This is a genomic window from Conyzicola sp. (assembly GCF_046714715.1).
Lineage (GTDB): Bacteria > Actinomycetota > Actinomycetes > Actinomycetales > Microbacteriaceae > Conyzicola.
Window position 1 is genome coordinate 1 of the sequence record NZ_JBKKAD010000178.1, and the last position, 14,387, is coordinate 14,387.

Annotated in this window: 16 protein-coding genes; 3 read left to right on the forward strand and 13 right to left on the reverse strand. The window is 68.1% G+C overall.

Annotated features, from left to right (window positions below):
- Window positions 1-6 precede the first annotated feature (6 nt).
- The gene (locus tag ACLQ6X_RS14160; protein WP_411700882.1) at window positions 7-162 is read left to right on the forward strand and encodes a glycerophosphodiester phosphodiesterase family protein; all 156 of its coding nucleotides are present in this window, start codon (window positions 7-9) and stop codon (window positions 160-162) included.
- A gap of 182 nt (window positions 163-344) precedes the next feature.
- A complete protein-coding gene (locus ACLQ6X_RS14165; protein ID WP_411700801.1) occupies window positions 345-710 on the forward strand; it encodes an RNA polymerase-binding protein RbpA in 366 nt (121 codons plus the stop codon).
- 51 nt (window positions 711-761) lie between these two features.
- Here ACLQ6X_RS14165 and lnt read toward each other — a convergent pair whose 3' ends face one another.
- The 10 genes from lnt to ACLQ6X_RS14215 form a co-directional block, all read right to left on the reverse strand.
- The gene (lnt, locus tag ACLQ6X_RS14170; RefSeq protein WP_411700802.1) at window positions 762-2,324 is read right to left on the reverse strand and encodes an apolipoprotein N-acyltransferase; all 1,563 of its coding nucleotides are present in this window, start codon (window positions 2,322-2,324) and stop codon (window positions 762-764) included.
- A 9-nt stretch (window positions 2,325-2,333) separates the two neighbouring features.
- Complete coding sequence (locus ACLQ6X_RS14175) at window positions 2,334-4,958, reverse strand: DEAD/DEAH box helicase (RefSeq protein ID WP_411700803.1); 2,625 nt, start codon at window positions 4,956-4,958, stop codon at window positions 2,334-2,336.
- Window positions 4,955-5,746 (reverse strand): twin-arginine translocase subunit TatC, encoded by a 792-nt coding sequence (gene tatC / locus ACLQ6X_RS14180; protein ID WP_411700804.1) that lies wholly within the window; start codon window positions 5,744-5,746, stop codon window positions 4,955-4,957. The genes ACLQ6X_RS14175 and tatC overlap by 4 nt, the downstream gene beginning before the upstream one ends.
- A gap of 23 nt (window positions 5,747-5,769) precedes the next feature.
- Complete coding sequence (gene tatA, locus ACLQ6X_RS14185) at window positions 5,770-5,985, reverse strand: twin-arginine translocase TatA/TatE family subunit (RefSeq protein ID WP_411700805.1); 216 nt, start codon at window positions 5,983-5,985, stop codon at window positions 5,770-5,772.
- Window positions 5,972-6,322: a hypothetical protein gene (locus ACLQ6X_RS14190; RefSeq protein WP_411700806.1), complete on the reverse strand. Its 351-nt coding sequence runs from the start codon at window positions 6,320-6,322 to the stop codon at window positions 5,972-5,974. The genes tatA and ACLQ6X_RS14190 overlap by 14 nt, the downstream gene beginning before the upstream one ends.
- Complete coding sequence (locus ACLQ6X_RS14195; protein WP_411700807.1) at window positions 6,319-7,311, reverse strand: helix-turn-helix transcriptional regulator; 993 nt, start codon at window positions 7,309-7,311, stop codon at window positions 6,319-6,321. The genes ACLQ6X_RS14190 and ACLQ6X_RS14195 overlap by 4 nt, the downstream gene beginning before the upstream one ends.
- On the reverse strand, window positions 7,304-8,293 hold the full coding sequence (locus ACLQ6X_RS14200) for a helix-turn-helix transcriptional regulator (protein WP_411700808.1): 990 nt from the start codon (window positions 8,291-8,293) through the stop codon (window positions 7,304-7,306). The genes ACLQ6X_RS14195 and ACLQ6X_RS14200 overlap by 8 nt, the downstream gene beginning before the upstream one ends.
- 73 nt (window positions 8,294-8,366) lie before the next feature.
- Complete coding sequence (locus ACLQ6X_RS14205; RefSeq protein ID WP_411700809.1) at window positions 8,367-9,344, reverse strand: FKBP-type peptidyl-prolyl cis-trans isomerase; 978 nt, start codon at window positions 9,342-9,344, stop codon at window positions 8,367-8,369.
- A 47-nt stretch (window positions 9,345-9,391) separates the two neighbouring features.
- Window positions 9,392-10,393, reverse strand: coding sequence for a tRNA (adenine-N1)-methyltransferase (locus ACLQ6X_RS14210; protein WP_411700810.1), 1,002 nt, complete (start codon window positions 10,391-10,393; stop codon window positions 9,392-9,394).
- A complete protein-coding gene (locus ACLQ6X_RS14215) occupies window positions 10,390-11,067 on the reverse strand; it encodes an HAD family hydrolase (protein WP_411700811.1) in 678 nt (225 codons plus the stop codon). Before ACLQ6X_RS14215 ends, ACLQ6X_RS14210 begins: the two co-directional genes overlap by 4 nt.
- A gap of 76 nt (window positions 11,068-11,143) precedes the next feature.
- Between ACLQ6X_RS14215 and ACLQ6X_RS14220 the strand changes: the two genes are divergently transcribed.
- Entirely contained in the window at window positions 11,144-12,067 is a 924-nt protein-coding gene (locus tag ACLQ6X_RS14220; RefSeq protein ID WP_411700812.1) for a PAC2 family protein, read from the forward strand.
- Between the two features lie 24 nt (window positions 12,068-12,091).
- Here the strand turns inward: ACLQ6X_RS14220 and mshC are convergent, their stop codons facing one another.
- The 3 genes from mshC to ACLQ6X_RS14235 form a co-directional block, all read right to left on the reverse strand.
- The gene (gene mshC / locus ACLQ6X_RS14225) at window positions 12,092-13,315 is read right to left on the reverse strand and encodes a cysteine--1-D-myo-inosityl 2-amino-2-deoxy-alpha-D-glucopyranoside ligase (RefSeq protein WP_411700813.1); all 1,224 of its coding nucleotides are present in this window, start codon (window positions 13,313-13,315) and stop codon (window positions 12,092-12,094) included.
- Between the two features lie 47 nt (window positions 13,316-13,362).
- Window positions 13,363-13,527, reverse strand: coding sequence for a hypothetical protein (locus tag ACLQ6X_RS14230; protein WP_411700814.1), 165 nt, complete (start codon window positions 13,525-13,527; stop codon window positions 13,363-13,365).
- Between the two features lie 97 nt (window positions 13,528-13,624).
- Window positions 13,625-14,338 (reverse strand): ANTAR domain-containing protein, encoded by a 714-nt coding sequence (locus ACLQ6X_RS14235; RefSeq protein WP_411700815.1) that lies wholly within the window; start codon window positions 14,336-14,338, stop codon window positions 13,625-13,627.
- Between the last annotated feature and the right edge of the window lie 49 nt (window positions 14,339-14,387).

Consider the following 14,387-nt stretch of genomic DNA (forward strand, 5'->3'; position numbering starts at 1 on the left):
GATCGGATGATTCGGCTGCTGCACTCCGCTAAGGTCGAGGTGCACGTCTGGACCGTCAATGACGCTCCGGCTATGCACCGCCTCCTCGATCTCGGGGTAGACGGCATCGTCACGGATCGCGCCGACATCGCACTCGGCGTCCTGACCACTCGCGCGCAGTAGGGCGAAAAGCGGTGCTTCACGCCCGCTGTCGACCGCTCTGTAAAGCTGTGACGTTCCTGTGAAAGGCCCCCGCTCGGGGTGCTCTTGGAAGGTTACGTACAGCTTGCGGGTTTATTAATTCGTATGTATCGCGAGAGTGCAATTTCGTCTCGTGTGAAGTTTTTTCTAAAGGAGGCCACACAATGGCAGACCGTAGTTTGCGCGGCATGAGGCTCGGAACCCAGAGCCTGCAGAGCGAAGTAGGCGTTGAGTTCTCGCCGCGAAAGAAGAGCGTGTACCGCACCTCCGACGGGGAGACCTTCGAGATGGTGTTCGCCGCCGATGCCGAGGTTCCCGGTGTGTGGGAGTCCGCGAAAAGCGGCATGGAGGGCGTATTGCTCGACGACGACGGTGTAGCTGTTATCTCGGAGGCCGTGGAGACCAAGATTCCGCGTAGTCACTGGGACATGCTGCTCGAGCGTCGCACCCGACCCGAACTCGAGGAGCTGCTCCAGGAGCGCCTCGACTTCCTCCGCGCTCGTCGCGGACAGCAGAAGATCGGCGCCTAAGCGTCGGATCCGCACCACGAACGGCCAGCCCTCGGGCTGGCCGTTCGTTCGTTAAGCGCGCTTGCGGGCTCCGCGGGCGAGCAGACCCCCGAGAACCACGCCGAGCACACCGATGCCGCTCACGAGCCACTCGAACTGGCGGCCGAGAAGCACCGCCGGCGTGGTGACGCTGGAGAGCGGAACGTCGTCGACCATTGCGGCGGCGGTGAAGGTGGGCAGCTGGTCGATGGTCGAGCCGTCGGGAGCGATGATCGCGCTCGTGCCGACGGTCGAGATGTTCACGACGGTGCGCCCCAGCTCGATGGCGCGAACCCGGGCGATTGCGAGCTGCTGCACGCTCTCGTCGCTGCGGCCGAAGTCGGCGGTGTTCGACTGGGCGAAGATGATGCGGGCGCCCTCTTCGACCGAGTCGGTGAGGATCTGGTCGTCGACGATGTCGAAGCAGATGTTGACGGCCGCTATCACCCCGTCGATGTCGAACACCGTGTCGGTGGTGCCCGGCGTGTACTCACGACCGACGAGATCGATCAGGTCGGGGGCGAACGGGCGCCAGAACGCGCGGTCGGGAACGTATTCGCCGAACGGCACGGGATGCTTCTTGTCGTAGTAGTCGAGCTGGCCCCTGCCCGCCTGCCACAGCATAGAGGTGTTGTAGTAGGTGTCGGGAGCACCGTCGTCTCCCGCGCGCGTGGTGACGGCCCAGGAAACGAAGGGCGCATCCATTTCGCGGCTCACGTAATCGAAGACCTTCGCCGTGTAGGCGTCGTCGAGCGGGCTCGAGTCGGAGCCGCCCTCGGGCCAGACCACCACGTCGACCTTCTCGTCGCTCTCGTCGTTCGCCTCGATGACGGGCAGGGTGGCGTCGACCTGGGCGTCGAGCAGGTCGCCCGACTGCCGCTCGTCGAAGTAGCCGGCCTTGCCGTTGCCCTGCACGGCCGCGACGCGCATCGTGCCGTCGGTGGTCACGGGGAAGGCCGGGACGGCGAGGATGGCGGCGGCGAGCCCCACCGCGACGGTGGCTCGCACGAGCCGGTCGGCCGTGCGTAGGCGCAGGCACTCCACCACCACGGCGACGAGGTACACCATGATGAAACTCACGCCGGAGACGCCGACCCAGCCGAAGAGCGCGGCGAACGGGCTCTCGGACTGCGACAGGGCGACGCGGCCCCAGGCGAAACCGCCGTAGGGCCAGACGCTGGCGATCGCCTCCCGCGCGGTCCACAGGCCGGCGACGACGAGCGGGAGGAAGAGCAGGCGCGCCCAGGTGCCGCGCCAGAATCGTGGGATCCAGCGGTAGGCCAGCGTTATGCCGACCGTGCCCACCGCGAAGAAGAGCGACTCGAGGGTCGAGAGCGCGACCATGGGCACGAGGCCGAGGAAGAGCGAGGCCCACTCGATGTGCATGAGATAGAACGACATGCTGGCGACGAAGCCGACGAGGAAGCTGCCCCAGCCGCTGCGGCCGATGGCGGCGGCGAGCACGAGCCCGATGCCGACGAAGGTGGCGGGCCACCAGCCGCGGTCGGGGAAGCCCGCGTCGAGGATCGGACCGGCCGCGAGGGCTACGAGCAGCGCCGCCCACAGGGGTAGCGCTCGTCGGGCTGGTGGATGCACGGATAGAGCCTAGGCGACGGAGCTGTAGGCGACGATTCCGCGCCGGATGGCATCCAGAGCCTTCCGCGCCGTCGAGCCGACGGGCGAATCGGCGACGACCGAGAGCTGGTCGAGGAGGTCGATGGTCTGCTTGGTCCAGCGCACGAAGTCGCCCGCCGCGAGGTCGGTCTCCTTGAGCACGTTGTCGAGACGGCCGCCCTTCGCCCACTGGTACATGCCGAGGCACAGCCCGGTGGCGAGAGGGTTGCTGCCCGGGAGGCGCTTGTCGCGCTCGAGGTCGTCGAGGTTGCTCCACAGGTCGCCGGTGGCGTCGAACGCGGCGCGGAACGGGCCGTGCGGCAGATTGCGTTCGTCGGCCTGGCCCTCGTCGCGACGCGGTTCGTAGATGAGGGCCGCGGCCATGGCGGCGAGCGAGGGCGCGTCGAGGTTGTTCCACAGTCCGAGGCGCAGCGACTCAGCCACCAGCAGGTCGCGTTCACCGTAGATGCGACGCAGCATCCGACCCGCCGGCGCGAGCACGACCCGGCCGTTCGCGTCCGACTCGAGGTAGCCGAGGATCGTCAGCACGTCGGTGACGCGGTCGAACACTTTGGCGACGGCACCCGTGCGGGTGCGGATCTCGGCCGTGATCTGGTCGGTCTGCTTCTTGAGCTTCCAGTAGCGTTCGGCCCAGCGCGCGTGGTTCTCACGGTCGGGGCAGAGGTGGCACGGGTGCAGCTTGAGCCGCTTGCGTAGCGAGTTCAGCTGGTTCTGACGCTTCTCGCGCTCGCCCCGGCTCGAGTATTCGCTGCGCCCCGCGCCCTTCTTCTCGAGGTCGCTCAGCTCGCGGCGGATCGTCGAGTACTCGGCGAAGTCGCCGAGGTGGCACGTCATCGACTTCTGGTAGCCGGCGAGCGACTCCTGCTGGCTGCGCACCTTCTGGGCGAGGTCGACGACGGCACGGTCGGCCTGGAACTGCGCGAAACTCGACTCGAGGATCTCGCGGGTGCGCTGCCGGCCGAACTGGTCGATGAGGTTGACGGCCATGTTGTAGGTCGGCTTGAAACTCGAGTTCAGAGGATAGGTGCGTCTGGATGCGAGAGAGGCCACGGCCTGGGGATCGAGACCGTCGGCCCACTGGATGACCGAGTGGCCCTCGACGTCGATGCCGCGGCGACCGGCGCGCCCGGTGAGCTGCGTGAACTCGCCCGACGTGATCGGCACGCGCGCCTCGCCGTTGAACTTCTCGAGCTTCTCGAGCACCACCGTGCGGGCGGGCATGTTGATGCCGAGCGCGAGCGTCTCGGTGGCGAACACCACCTTCACGAGCTTCTTGCGGAACAGCTCCTCGACCACCTCCTTGAAGGCGGGGAGCATACCGGCGTGGTGGGCGGCGACGCCGCGCTCCAGCCCGTCGAGCCACTCGAAGTAGCCGAGCACGCCGAGGTCTTCGTCGAGCAGGGTGCGGCAGCGTTCCTCCACGATGGCGCGGATCTCGTCGCGCTCGTGCTTCTGGGTGAGGCGCACACCCGAGCGCAGCACCTGCTGCACGGCGGCGTCGCAGCCGACCCGGCTGAAGACGAAGAAGATGGCGGGCAGCAGGTTGCGCGAGTCGAGCAGCTCGACGAGCGCCGCGCGGTCGGTGCGCGCTCCCCCGCCGCTTCCGCCGAAGCCGTTGCCGTTGCCACCGTTTCCGCGGTTCTGCTTGCCGCCGCGACCCTCGTGCCGCTTGCCGCCGCCGTCGAAACCGCCGCGGCCCGCGGGCGTGCGCGGGCCGTGCGAGAGCCGCACGAGCTCGGGGTTCACGCGGGTCGTGGTGAGGCCCGGTAGCGCGGCCGGGGGCTGCTTGGTGCCGCGGTTGCGCGCGGGGCGGTCGCCGTAGGACTCGGTGGGAGCGATCGCGACCGGCTCTGCGACGGTCGTGGTGAGGGCGGCCGGCATCCGCGACCTGGCCTCGTTGGGGCCGCCCGCGGCGTCGAAGAGGTCGAGGAGTTTGCCGCGCACGAGCACGTGCTGCTCGAGCGGCACGGGTCGCTCTTCGGAGACGATCACCTCGGTGTCGCCGCGCACGGCCTGCAGCCAGTCGCCGAACTCCTCCGCGTTGGAGACCGTGGCGCTGAGCGAGACCATGCGCACCGAGCGGGGAAGGTGGATGATCACTTCCTCCCACACGGCGCCACGGAATTTGTCGGCGAGGAAGTGCACCTCGTCCATCACCACGTACGAGAGGTTGGTGAGCAGGTCGGAGCTCGCGTACAGCATGTTGCGCAGCACCTCGGTCGTCATGACGACGATGCGGGCCTGCGAGTTGACGTTGGTATCGCCGGTGAGGAGGCCGACCGACTCCGCGCCGTACTCGGCCACGAGTTCCTGGAACTTCTGGTTGCTCAGCGCCTTCATCGGCGCCGTGTAGAAGACCTTGGCGTGGCTCTCCTGCATGGCCTTGAAGATCGCGAACTCGGCGATGATCGTCTTACCCGCCCCGGTGGGGGCGGCGACGAGCACGCTCTTGCCCTGCTCGACGAGGGCGCACGCCTCGCGCTGGAACGGGTCGAGTGCGATGGGCAGCTTGTCGGTGAACGCGTCGAGGATAGGCAGGCTCTTCTTCGCCTTGGCCTGGGCGAAACGTTCGGAGGGGCTCAGTTCAGTCGTCATGCGAGAAGGCCACCGGTATCCGTTTCGAGTCTGGCGAGACGCTTGGCGACGCCCCGGTCGTGCAACCAGGCCACGCCGGCCGCCAGGTAGTAGAGGCCCACCATGGGGATGGCGAGCATGAACATGGCCAGGATGTCGGCGCTCGGCGTCGCCAACGCCGTGAAGATCACGATGCAGAGCACCGCGATGCGCCAGCCCTTGAGGATCGCCGTCGCCGAGAGGATGCCGACGAAGTTGAACAGCACCAGGAACACCGGCAGCACGAAGGCGATGCCGATGGCGAGCACCAGCTTGATGAAGAAGTCGAGGAAGTAGCGCGCGGTGAGGAAGGTGGAGAAGTCTTCGGGGGCGAAGCTCAGCAGCAGGGTCACCGTTCGCGGGAAGATGATCGCGCCCAGGGCTGCCCCGGCGAGGAAGAGCGGGATGGCACTGCCGACGAACGCGAGCGCGTATCGGCGTTCCTTGCGCAGCAGGGCGGGAACGATGAACGCCCAGATCTGGTAGAGCCAGATCGGGCTGGTGCCGACGATCCCGACGAGGAACGCGATCTGCACGTTCGTGTCGAACGCTTCGGTGATGCCGGTGTAGTTGATCGTGGCTTCGGTCGAATCGGCCAGCGACTTGATCGGCTCGCTCAGCAGCTTCCAGAGCTGAGGCGCGATGATGAAGCCGCCGATGGCACCGAGGAAGATCGCGATGCCGCTGATCGTCAGTCGTTTGCGCAGCTCGATGAGGTGCGCGCCGAGCGACATGCGCCGCTCGTCGACGCGGGGCTTACGTTGAGGCATCAGCCCGTTCCGAAAGGGGGAGATTAGGGCTTCGGTGTGTTGTCGCCGGGAGCGGTCGGCGCGCCGTCGGCGGTCGTCTTCTCCGCGTCTTCGTCTTTGTTGGTCTTGATCTCGCTCTTGAAGATGCGCATCGACTGGCCCATGCTCTTCGCGAGCGCGGGAAGCTTCGGTGCACCGAACAGCAGCACGACGATGATCAGGATGACCCACCAGTGGCTGCCGAGATTAGCGAGGCTCATGTGGCCACTCCTTCAGGTCGATTGTTGCGGTTGTAAGCATTTTACCCCTTCGGATGCGGGCTTGCCTGCGAGCGTGCTTCCGTTCGGCCCGTCGAGCCATACGCGCACCGGTCGTGGCCCGCACCTCGGCGCTCTCGCGGAGAATCGCGTTGACCGGACGGGTCTCGGCCTCCGCCGCCACACCGTCGAGGATCGAGAGCTTCTCGGTCACCGTGAAGACGTCGTCGAGCAGGGTGAAGAAGCGTTTCACGAGGCGCCAGCCGAGCAGCGCGACCATGGCAAGGAGCGCGATGACGAGCCCCGACCAGATGAGCAGCCAGCCCCACCAGGCGATCACGATGCGTCCCCGTCGTAGCGTGCGGCACCCGCGGCGGCCCACTCGGCCACCACTCGCCTGGCCTCGGCGGGTTCGACGACGGTGGCGACGCCCGACATGCCCGCCATGAGCCGCTTGAGCCCGTGATAGTGCGACACGCGCACCGTGGTGCGCACGCGTCCCTCGAGCTGTTCGCGCGCGGCGCCGTCGGGAATGTAGTCGGCGAGCAACGCGGCCGCGGAGTTGAGAACGTCTACCGTCACCACGAGGTCGTCGGCCGAGCTCTCGAACAGGCTGTCGGGCAGGGTCACGTCGCCGGCGCTGTGGCTGATCGGCTGTTCGCTGACCCGAGGGCCCGAGATGCGGTCGAGCCGGAAGGTGCGCACGGCCCCGCGCAGGTGGTCCCAGCCGCGCAGATACCAGTCGGCGTCCATCGACTCGACGCGCAGCGGGTCGACCCGGCGTCGCTCGCGCGTGCCGCGCGCGCCGAGGTAGTCGAACTCGAGCTGCGTGCCGGCGGTGACCGACTCACGGATGAGCGCGAGCGTGGCGTCGCTGCCGGTGTCTTCCACGGCGAGCGGGCTCGGCTGGGCCGAGGCACCGCGCGACAGCTTGGTCATGAGAGAGGCGACGGCCGTGCGGTCGGCATTCTCGGGCAGCGCCGAGAGGTATTGCAGGCCGGCGATGAGGGCCGCGGCCTCGCGCGCCGAGAAGCGCGGCGAGTCGTCGAGGGCCACCTGATTGGTGAGCACGATCTGGTCGTTGTCTTCGAAGTCGTCCCACGCGATGTCGAAGAGGTCTTCGTACTGATAGGTGCTGGTCTCTCCGGGAACCCCGGAGACGGCGATGAGCCGCACCGCCTCGCGGATCTGCTCCGCATCCACCCCGAAATGGTCCGCGACCTCGGCGACACTCACGCGCTCCCGCTCGATCAGGAACGGCACGAGCGAGAGCAGAAACGTCAGCTTCTCCTGCGCGTGCATCGGCTTGGGCTTCTTGACTCTAGCCATGGTCGGCCGCCGTTCGGATCAGTCGCTCGCGCACGGCGCCGCGCAGCTCGGGCGGCGAGATCACAAGCACCTCGGGGCCGAAACCGGCAAGCTCGTCGGCGAGGATGTTGATGTCGGAGAAGTGCAGGTGCAGTTCGGATGCCACGGCCACCGTTCCCCGACGCTTCTGCAGTCGCGTGCTCGCGTCGGATCCCGGCTCGACCTCGACGACGGCGGTGTGCGCGTTCCACACCTCTTCGAGCTCGCGGAGGGCTCGGGCGCTCTGGTCGTCTGCCGGGGCGCGAAAGGTCTTGCCCGTGATCGTGACCCGGCCGACGATGCGGCGCAGCAGGAACGTCTTGCGGGTGCCCGTGCCGTCCTCTTCCGCGGAGAGGTGCCAGCGGCCCTGATGCTGCACGAGGGCGAGCGGGGCGACCGTGCGCACCCGCGCCTCCCCCTCCCCCGGCTTGAGGTAGGCGAACCGCACGTAGGCGTTGCGGCCGAGCGCGGAGTTGAGCGTTTCGAACGCGGCGTCGCGCACGCGAACGCGCGGCGCGTAGCCGAGCACCGGCTCGTCGGCGGTGACGCCCAGCGAACGCAGCTTGAGCAGGGCGCGCCGGGATTCCGCCGAGAGGGACCCCTCGCGCCAGACCATCGCGGCAAGGTTGAGCAGCGTGGTCTCTTCGGCCGAGAAGGCGATGTCGGTGGGCAGCTCGTAGGCGCCGCGCGGGATTCGGTAGCGCAGGTTCTGGTTGTTGCCGGGGTCTCCGGGCGACTGCACGGTCTCGAGCGGAACGCCGAGCTCGCGGATGTCGTCTTTGTCACGCTCGAACTTGCGCTCGAGGTTGGCGTTGTCGCCGGTCTGCGCGAAGTCTTGGCGGTAGCCCTGCACGGTCGACAGGATCTCGGCCTTGGTCAGGCCGTTCTCGGTCGCGAGCAGGGCGAGGACGAGGCTGAACAGCCTCTCCTCGACGGGTACCTTGGCGGAATTCTCGAGCGACACGAATCGATCCTATGGTGAGGACACCCGGCCAGTGTCGATGGTTGCGTGGTGCGAGGGGCGTGCGCCCGCCGCTCTAGTCCTTCTGGATGCCGAGCACGTCGACCACGTACACGAGCGTGTCGGTGGCGGTCGCGCCGGTGGGCAGCGTCGCGCCCTCGGCGAAGCTGTCGTCGCCCGGGGGGACCACGACGAGCAGCTGGCTGCCGACCTTGGCGCCGATGAGCGCGTCGGCGAGGGCGGGGATGACTCCCGAACGGGAGCCGGTGTTGTCTTCGGTCGCGAGCACGGTGGTGGGCACGGCGGGCTTCTCGCCGTCGACCCAGGTGGTCTCGAGCATCGCCCTGGTCTCCCAGGACAGGATCGTCTGGTGCAGCACGACGCCGTCGCCCTCCTCGATAGTCTCGCCGGAGCCGAGGATGGTCGTCGCGGTCTGCGTGTCCTCCGGAGCCTCGGCGCTGGGGATGGTGACGCCGGGCTGGCCGCTCGGCGCGAGGGCGACAGCGGGCATGCCGTTCACTGCGAGCTGGGCGACGCCGTCGGCGCGGCCGGGGAAGGCGCGCACGACGTCGATGATGAGCACGACGGTGGTCGTGTCTTCCGGGTCGCTCGCGAGTCCGATCTCGCCCGCCTCGGCGGTGATGCCCAGTCGGTCGCCGACCGAGGCGCACGCCAGTACGTCGCCGAGGCCCGTGCCGTCGCCGGCGGTGCGTCGAACGATCGATGCGGCGTCGAGACCCTCGAGGGCGATGACCTCGGCCGTCGTGGCGTCGGCGAAGGTGACGTGGAAGTCGGCGATCTCGCCGGGGTAAACGGTGTCGCCGTCGCCGGAGGAGATCGTGGAGACCTCGATGCCGTCGGTGATGAGCGGCGTCGGGAACTCGGGCGTGAGCACGGTGCCGGGCTCGCCGGTCGCGTCGACGAGCGCGGAAGCGTCGCCCGACATGCTCGTCGGCTCACAGGAGCCGGACGATTCGGACGGGCCGACAGTGGCGCAGGCAGACAGTGAAGCCACCAGTCCGACGGTGATGATGGCCGCGGTGAGAGTGCGCACGAATCCTCTTTCTTGGGTGCCCGGGTACCGGACGATCTTACCCTTGTCTATTCTGCCGAGTTTTCGGCGGCGACCGACGCGTCGGCGACGGCCTGGGCGTGCCGGGCGGTCTTGCGCAGGCGCTTGTCGCTCGACGAACGCTCGCCGAGCGAGCCGGGGGTCCAGGCCTCGACGTCCTCGTCGCTGAAGTCGCTCTTCGAGGCGCGGCGCTTGAGCTCGGGCAGAACCGTGCCGGGGGCGAGACGGCGCGCGGTGAGCAGGAAACCGGTGTGTCCGATCATTCGGTGGTCGGGGCGCACGGCGAGTCCCTCGACGTGCCAGCCGCGGATCATCGTCTCGCTCGACTCGGGGTTGGTGAACTGGCCGGTGCGACGCAGGGCCTCGGACACGCGCGACAACTGGGTCACGGTGGCGATGTAGCAGATGATCACGCCACCGGGCGTGAGGGCGTCGGCCGCGACATCCAGGCACTCCCACGTGGCGAGCATGTCGAGCACGATGCGGTCGACGGTGCCCGGCTCGGCCACCTCGGGCAGTGTCTCGGCGAGGTCGCCCAGCGTGATGTCCCAGTTCGACGGAGTCGCGCCGAGGAAGGCGGTGACGTTTGCGCGGGCCACGTCGCTGAACTCCTCGCGGCGCTCGAACGAGTGCAGCGTGCCGGTCGGCCCGATCGCGCGCAGCAGCCAGAGCGAGAGTGCCCCGGAGCCGACGCCGGCCTCTACGACGGTGGCGCCGGGGAAGATGTCGGCCTGGGCCAGGATCTGGGCGGCGTCCTTCGGGTAGATGATCGCGGCGCCGCGCGGCATCGACATTACGAAGTCGGTGAGCAGCGGGCGCATCGCGAGGTACTCGACCTCGTTGGTGGAGAGCACGACAGACGCGTCGGGCTGCCCGATGATCTCGTCGTGCTTGAGCACGCCGCGGTGGGAGTGGAACTCTCCCCCGGTCTCGAGCGTGATGGTGTTCATGCGCCCCTTGGGTCCGGTGAGCTGCACGCGGTCGCCGGCGCGGAACGGGCCGCTCTGGCGGCGGAAGGTGTCGTTGGTCATTTTTCGATTCCCGGTCGTGCGGCGACGTAGACGTCGGTGAGATGGCTGAGGGTGCGGCCGGCGAGGGTCGGCCAGATGGTGTGGGTGTCGGCCTCGTCGATCGGAACCATGTGGGGCACGCCGATCGAGACGGCGCCGGATGCGACTGCCGACGCGAGTCCCGGAAGCGAATCCTCGAGGGCGACGCACTCGGCGATGTCGACGCCGAGCAGTTCGGCGCCGCGCAGGTAGGCCTCGGGGTGCGGTTTGCCGTGGGTCACGTCGTCGCCCGAGACGATGGCCCCGAAAACGGGAACCGGCATGAGCGACACGACGAGTTCGGCGAGGCTGCGCAGCGACATCGTGACGAGTGCGGTCCTCACCCCGGCTTCGTGCAGCTCGGTGAGCAGCTCGAGGGCGCCGGGCCGCCACGGGATCTCAATGCGGATCTGATCCATCACCTTCTCGGTGAGGCCCTGGATGAGTTCGTCCTCCGACAGCTCCACACCCTTGGCGCGCAGCACCCGGGCGGAATGCCACAGGCTCTGGCCGACGAGGGAGAGTGCCTCCTCGTGGCTCCACGTTCCGCCGTACGACTCGACCAGCAGCGTTTCCGCGCGCATCCAGTACGGTTCCGTGTCGACGATCGTGCCGTCCATGTCCCAGAGAACGGCCGCCGGTTGTTGAGAAGTCACAACGGGCGAGTCTACCGACGTTACGCCGAGGGCAGAACGCGGAAGGTTCAGTACGGAGAGACCTATTCTTGTAGACATGGCAGACAACACGGGCTTCGCAAGCGGCCGCCTCTTGGTCGTGGCCTTCGAGGGCTGGAACGACGCCGGAGAAGCGGCGAGCAACGCGGTGCGCACCCTCGAGGAACAGCTCGAACTCTCCCCCATCACCCGCGTCGATCCCGAAGACTACTTCGACTATCAGTTCAACCGGCCCACCATCTCGCTCGACGACGACGGCAACCGCGTGCTCGAGTGGCCGGGGGTCACGATGTACGGGCCGACAGATCCGGATGCCACGGCCTTCGTTCCCCTCGCGGCCGATGCCGAGCTCTCGCTCACCGGAGACAACGGCTCGAACGTCTACCTGCTCATCGGCACAGAGCCCTCGCGCGGCTGGAAGACCTTCGTCGCCGAGATCCTCGAGTCGATCGACGCGCACGGCATCACCTCCATCGTCTTCCTCGGCTCGATGCTCGCCGACGTGCCGCACACGCGGCCCATCTCGGTGTTCGTGAGCAGCGAGAACGCGGGTGTGCGCGACGAGCTCGCGATCGAGCGTTCGACCTACGAGGGTCCGGTCGGCATCCTCTCGGCGCTCGGCGACGCCGCCGACAAGGCGGGCATCCCGACCCTCTCGATCTGGGCGTCCGTTCCTCACTACGTGCACAACGCCCCCAGCCCGAAGGCCACACTCGCGCTCATCGACAAGCTGGAGGAGATCATCGACGTGGTCATCCCGCGCGGAGACCTCGTCGACGAGGCTGCGGCGTGGGAGACGGGCATCGACGCGCTGGCCTCCGACGACGACGACATGACCAGCTACATCGAACAGCTCGAGCAGGCCCGCGACACCGTCGACTCGCCCGAGGCGAGCGGCGAAGCGATCGCCCAGGAGTTCGAGAAGTACCTGCGCCGTGAAGACGGCAAGCCCGACCCCGGCGGCAAGGCAGGCGGTAGCTAGGCTTCGATACGGTCGCTGAGCGACCTACTCAACCCGCAACTTCACACCGAGCAGCGCGTCGATCGCGTCGAGATCGGTGGCGGTAGCGCGGGCGCCGGCGGCGATGCGCGCGTCGACGGCGGCGAGGGCGGCCGGGGTATCGAGGTCGTGCGCGAGCGCTGACCGCAGCGTGTCGAGGAGAGTCGCATCCGCACTCTCCTGCGCCTCCGCGGCCCATGTCTCCCACTCGCCCAGGCGGCACTGCGCCTCGGTGAGCTGCACGCGGGTCCACTCCCAGTCGGCGCGGTAGTGCCGGTCGAGCAAGGCGAGCCGGATGGCACGGGGATCGACGCCGTCGTCGGTGAGGCGCGAGACGAGCACCAGATTGCCGAGCGACTTGCTCATCTTCTCGCCCTCGTAGGCCACCATGCCCGCATGCGCGTAGAGATCGGCGAGCCTACGGCCGGTGAGCGCGGCGGCGTGGCCCGCGCTGAACTCGTGGTGCGGGAACACGAGGTCGGATCCGCCGCCCTGCACGGTGATCGGGGTGTCGAGGTAGCGCTGGGCGATGACCGAGCACTCGATGTGCCAGCCGGGGCGGCCCGGCCCGACGGGCGAGGGCCACGAGGGCTCGCCGTCGCGTTCGCCGCGCCAGAGCAGCGGGTCGAGGGCGTCGCGTTTGCCGAGGCGCTCGGGGTCTCCCCCGCGCTGCGCGCTCAGTGCGAGCATCGTGGCGCGGTCGAATCCGCTCTCGTCGCCGAGAGTCCAGACCGCGGATGCCGCGGCGGCGTTGTCGAAATAGATGTCGTCGTCGAGGCGGTAGGCGACGCCGGCGTCGACCAGCTGGCGCACGCCCTCGGCGACGTCGGCGATCACGTCGGTGACCGCGACGAAATCGGTCGGTGGCACGACGCGCAGGCTCTCCATGTCGCCGCGGAACAGCTCGATCTGCTCGGCGGCGAGGGCCCGCCAGTCGACGCCGGTCGCGTCGGCGCGCTCCAGCAGCGGGTCGTCGATGTCGGTCACGTTCTGCGCGTACCGCACGGTGAAGCCGCCGTCGGTCCAGAGCCGCACGAGCGTGTCGAAGGCGAGGTAGGTATTGGCGTGGCCGAGGTGCGTCGCGTCGTAGGGCGTGATGCCGCAGACGTAGAGACTCGCGGAGTCGGCGGGCGTCGCGGCCCGCACGGTGCGCGTGGACGAATCGAACAGCAGCGGCACCGGTGCGCGGCCGGGCAGCGACGGGATGACGGGTCTGGTCCACGATTTCACTGCGCTAGCTTACGGGGGGCTCGCTGAGTGCCCGCCCCTCTCCTGCCTCAGTCGAGACCGGGGTGTTCGCCGGCTCTCTGAAACGCGCGCAGGTCGTCTTCGGTGAACGGGCGGGCGGTCATCACGATCCGCACCGGGCTCTCGTACAGCCGCGGTTCGCCCAACGACCCGATGTCGGTCTCGAAGATGGACTCGTCAATATCGTTGACCATGATGGACCCCTCGATAGTCTCACTGATGCAGTAAGCCGAGGTCCAGGGCCGTGAATGCACAAGGCTACGCCTGATTACGTAATTGGGAAGGGGGTAGTCACAGGGAGAGCGAGCGGTTAACTACCCGCTCAGCCACGTCGCGCAGGTTCAGATTGTTGCTGCGCGAGTGGTCGCGCAGCGTCTGGAACGCGACATCCATATCGACGTCGCGCATGTAGGCGATCACGCCCTTCGCCTGCTCGATGAGAACCCGGCTGTCGAGCGCGTGTTGCAGTTGTTGCTTTGCAACGTCGGCTTCGCGGATGGCACGTTCCTGCAGGATTCCGATGGTGGCGACGTCGGCGAGCCCCTGGGCTACCGACTTGTCTTCGTCGGACAGCACACCGGTGGTGGGGCGGAACAGGTTGAGCGTTCCGATCATCTTGCCGCGCAGTCGCAGCGGCACGCCGTGCACCGAGCGGAAGCCCTGCTGCACGGCCGCTTCGCTGAACTCGGGCCACCGGTCGCCCAGTTCGGTGACGTCGCTCACTGTGACGACCGCACCCGTGGTGAAGCATTCCACGCAGGGACCCGAGCCGGCGCTCAGCTGGATGGTCTCGACGATGCGACTTTTCTCGCTCGTCGAGGCGACCACGGCCAGCTCGCCCGTGGCGTCGGCGAGCATTATTCCGGCGGCCGACGCGTCGAGCAGGTCGGCGCAGGTGTCGACGAGGGTCTGCAGCAGGTCGACCACATCGTAGCCCGCCACCAAGGTGTCTGCGAGAGTGACGAAGGCCGTGGTCAGCCGTCGTTCTCGCGTATCGCTCGCCATCCTCAGAGTTTACTCTGCGCGGGATTGCGGCGCACGGGTCTTCCCGAGC

What these genes read in the sequence shown, in the direction of transcription:
- ACLQ6X_RS14230 (WP_411700814.1), bottom strand. Translation starts at nt 13,527, where the DNA reads ATGGTCAACGATATTGACGAGTCCATCTTCGAGACCGACATCGGGTCG.
- tatA (WP_411700805.1), bottom strand. Translation starts at nt 5,985, where the DNA reads ATGAGCCTCGCTAATCTCGGCAGCCACTGGTGGGTCATCCTGATCATC.
- ACLQ6X_RS14235 (WP_411700815.1), bottom strand. Translation starts at nt 14,338, where the DNA reads ATGGCGAGCGATACGCGAGAACGACGGCTGACCACGGCCTTCGTCACT.
- ACLQ6X_RS14175 (WP_411700803.1), bottom strand. Translation starts at nt 4,958, where the DNA reads ATGACGACTGAACTGAGCCCCTCCGAACGTTTCGCCCAGGCCAAGGCG.
- ACLQ6X_RS14165 (WP_411700801.1), top strand. Translation starts at nt 345, where the DNA reads ATGGCAGACCGTAGTTTGCGCGGCATGAGGCTCGGAACCCAGAGCCTG.
- ACLQ6X_RS14160 (WP_411700882.1), top strand. Translation starts at nt 7, where the DNA reads ATGATTCGGCTGCTGCACTCCGCTAAGGTCGAGGTGCACGTCTGGACC.
- ACLQ6X_RS14220 (WP_411700812.1), top strand. Translation starts at nt 11,144, where the DNA reads ATGGCAGACAACACGGGCTTCGCAAGCGGCCGCCTCTTGGTCGTGGCC.
- ACLQ6X_RS14195 (WP_411700807.1), bottom strand. Translation starts at nt 7,311, where the DNA reads ATGGCTAGAGTCAAGAAGCCCAAGCCGATGCACGCGCAGGAGAAGCTG.
- ACLQ6X_RS14210 (WP_411700810.1), bottom strand. Translation starts at nt 10,393, where the DNA reads ATGACCAACGACACCTTCCGCCGCCAGAGCGGCCCGTTCCGCGCCGGC.
- tatC (WP_411700804.1), bottom strand. Translation starts at nt 5,746, where the DNA reads ATGCCTCAACGTAAGCCCCGCGTCGACGAGCGGCGCATGTCGCTCGGC.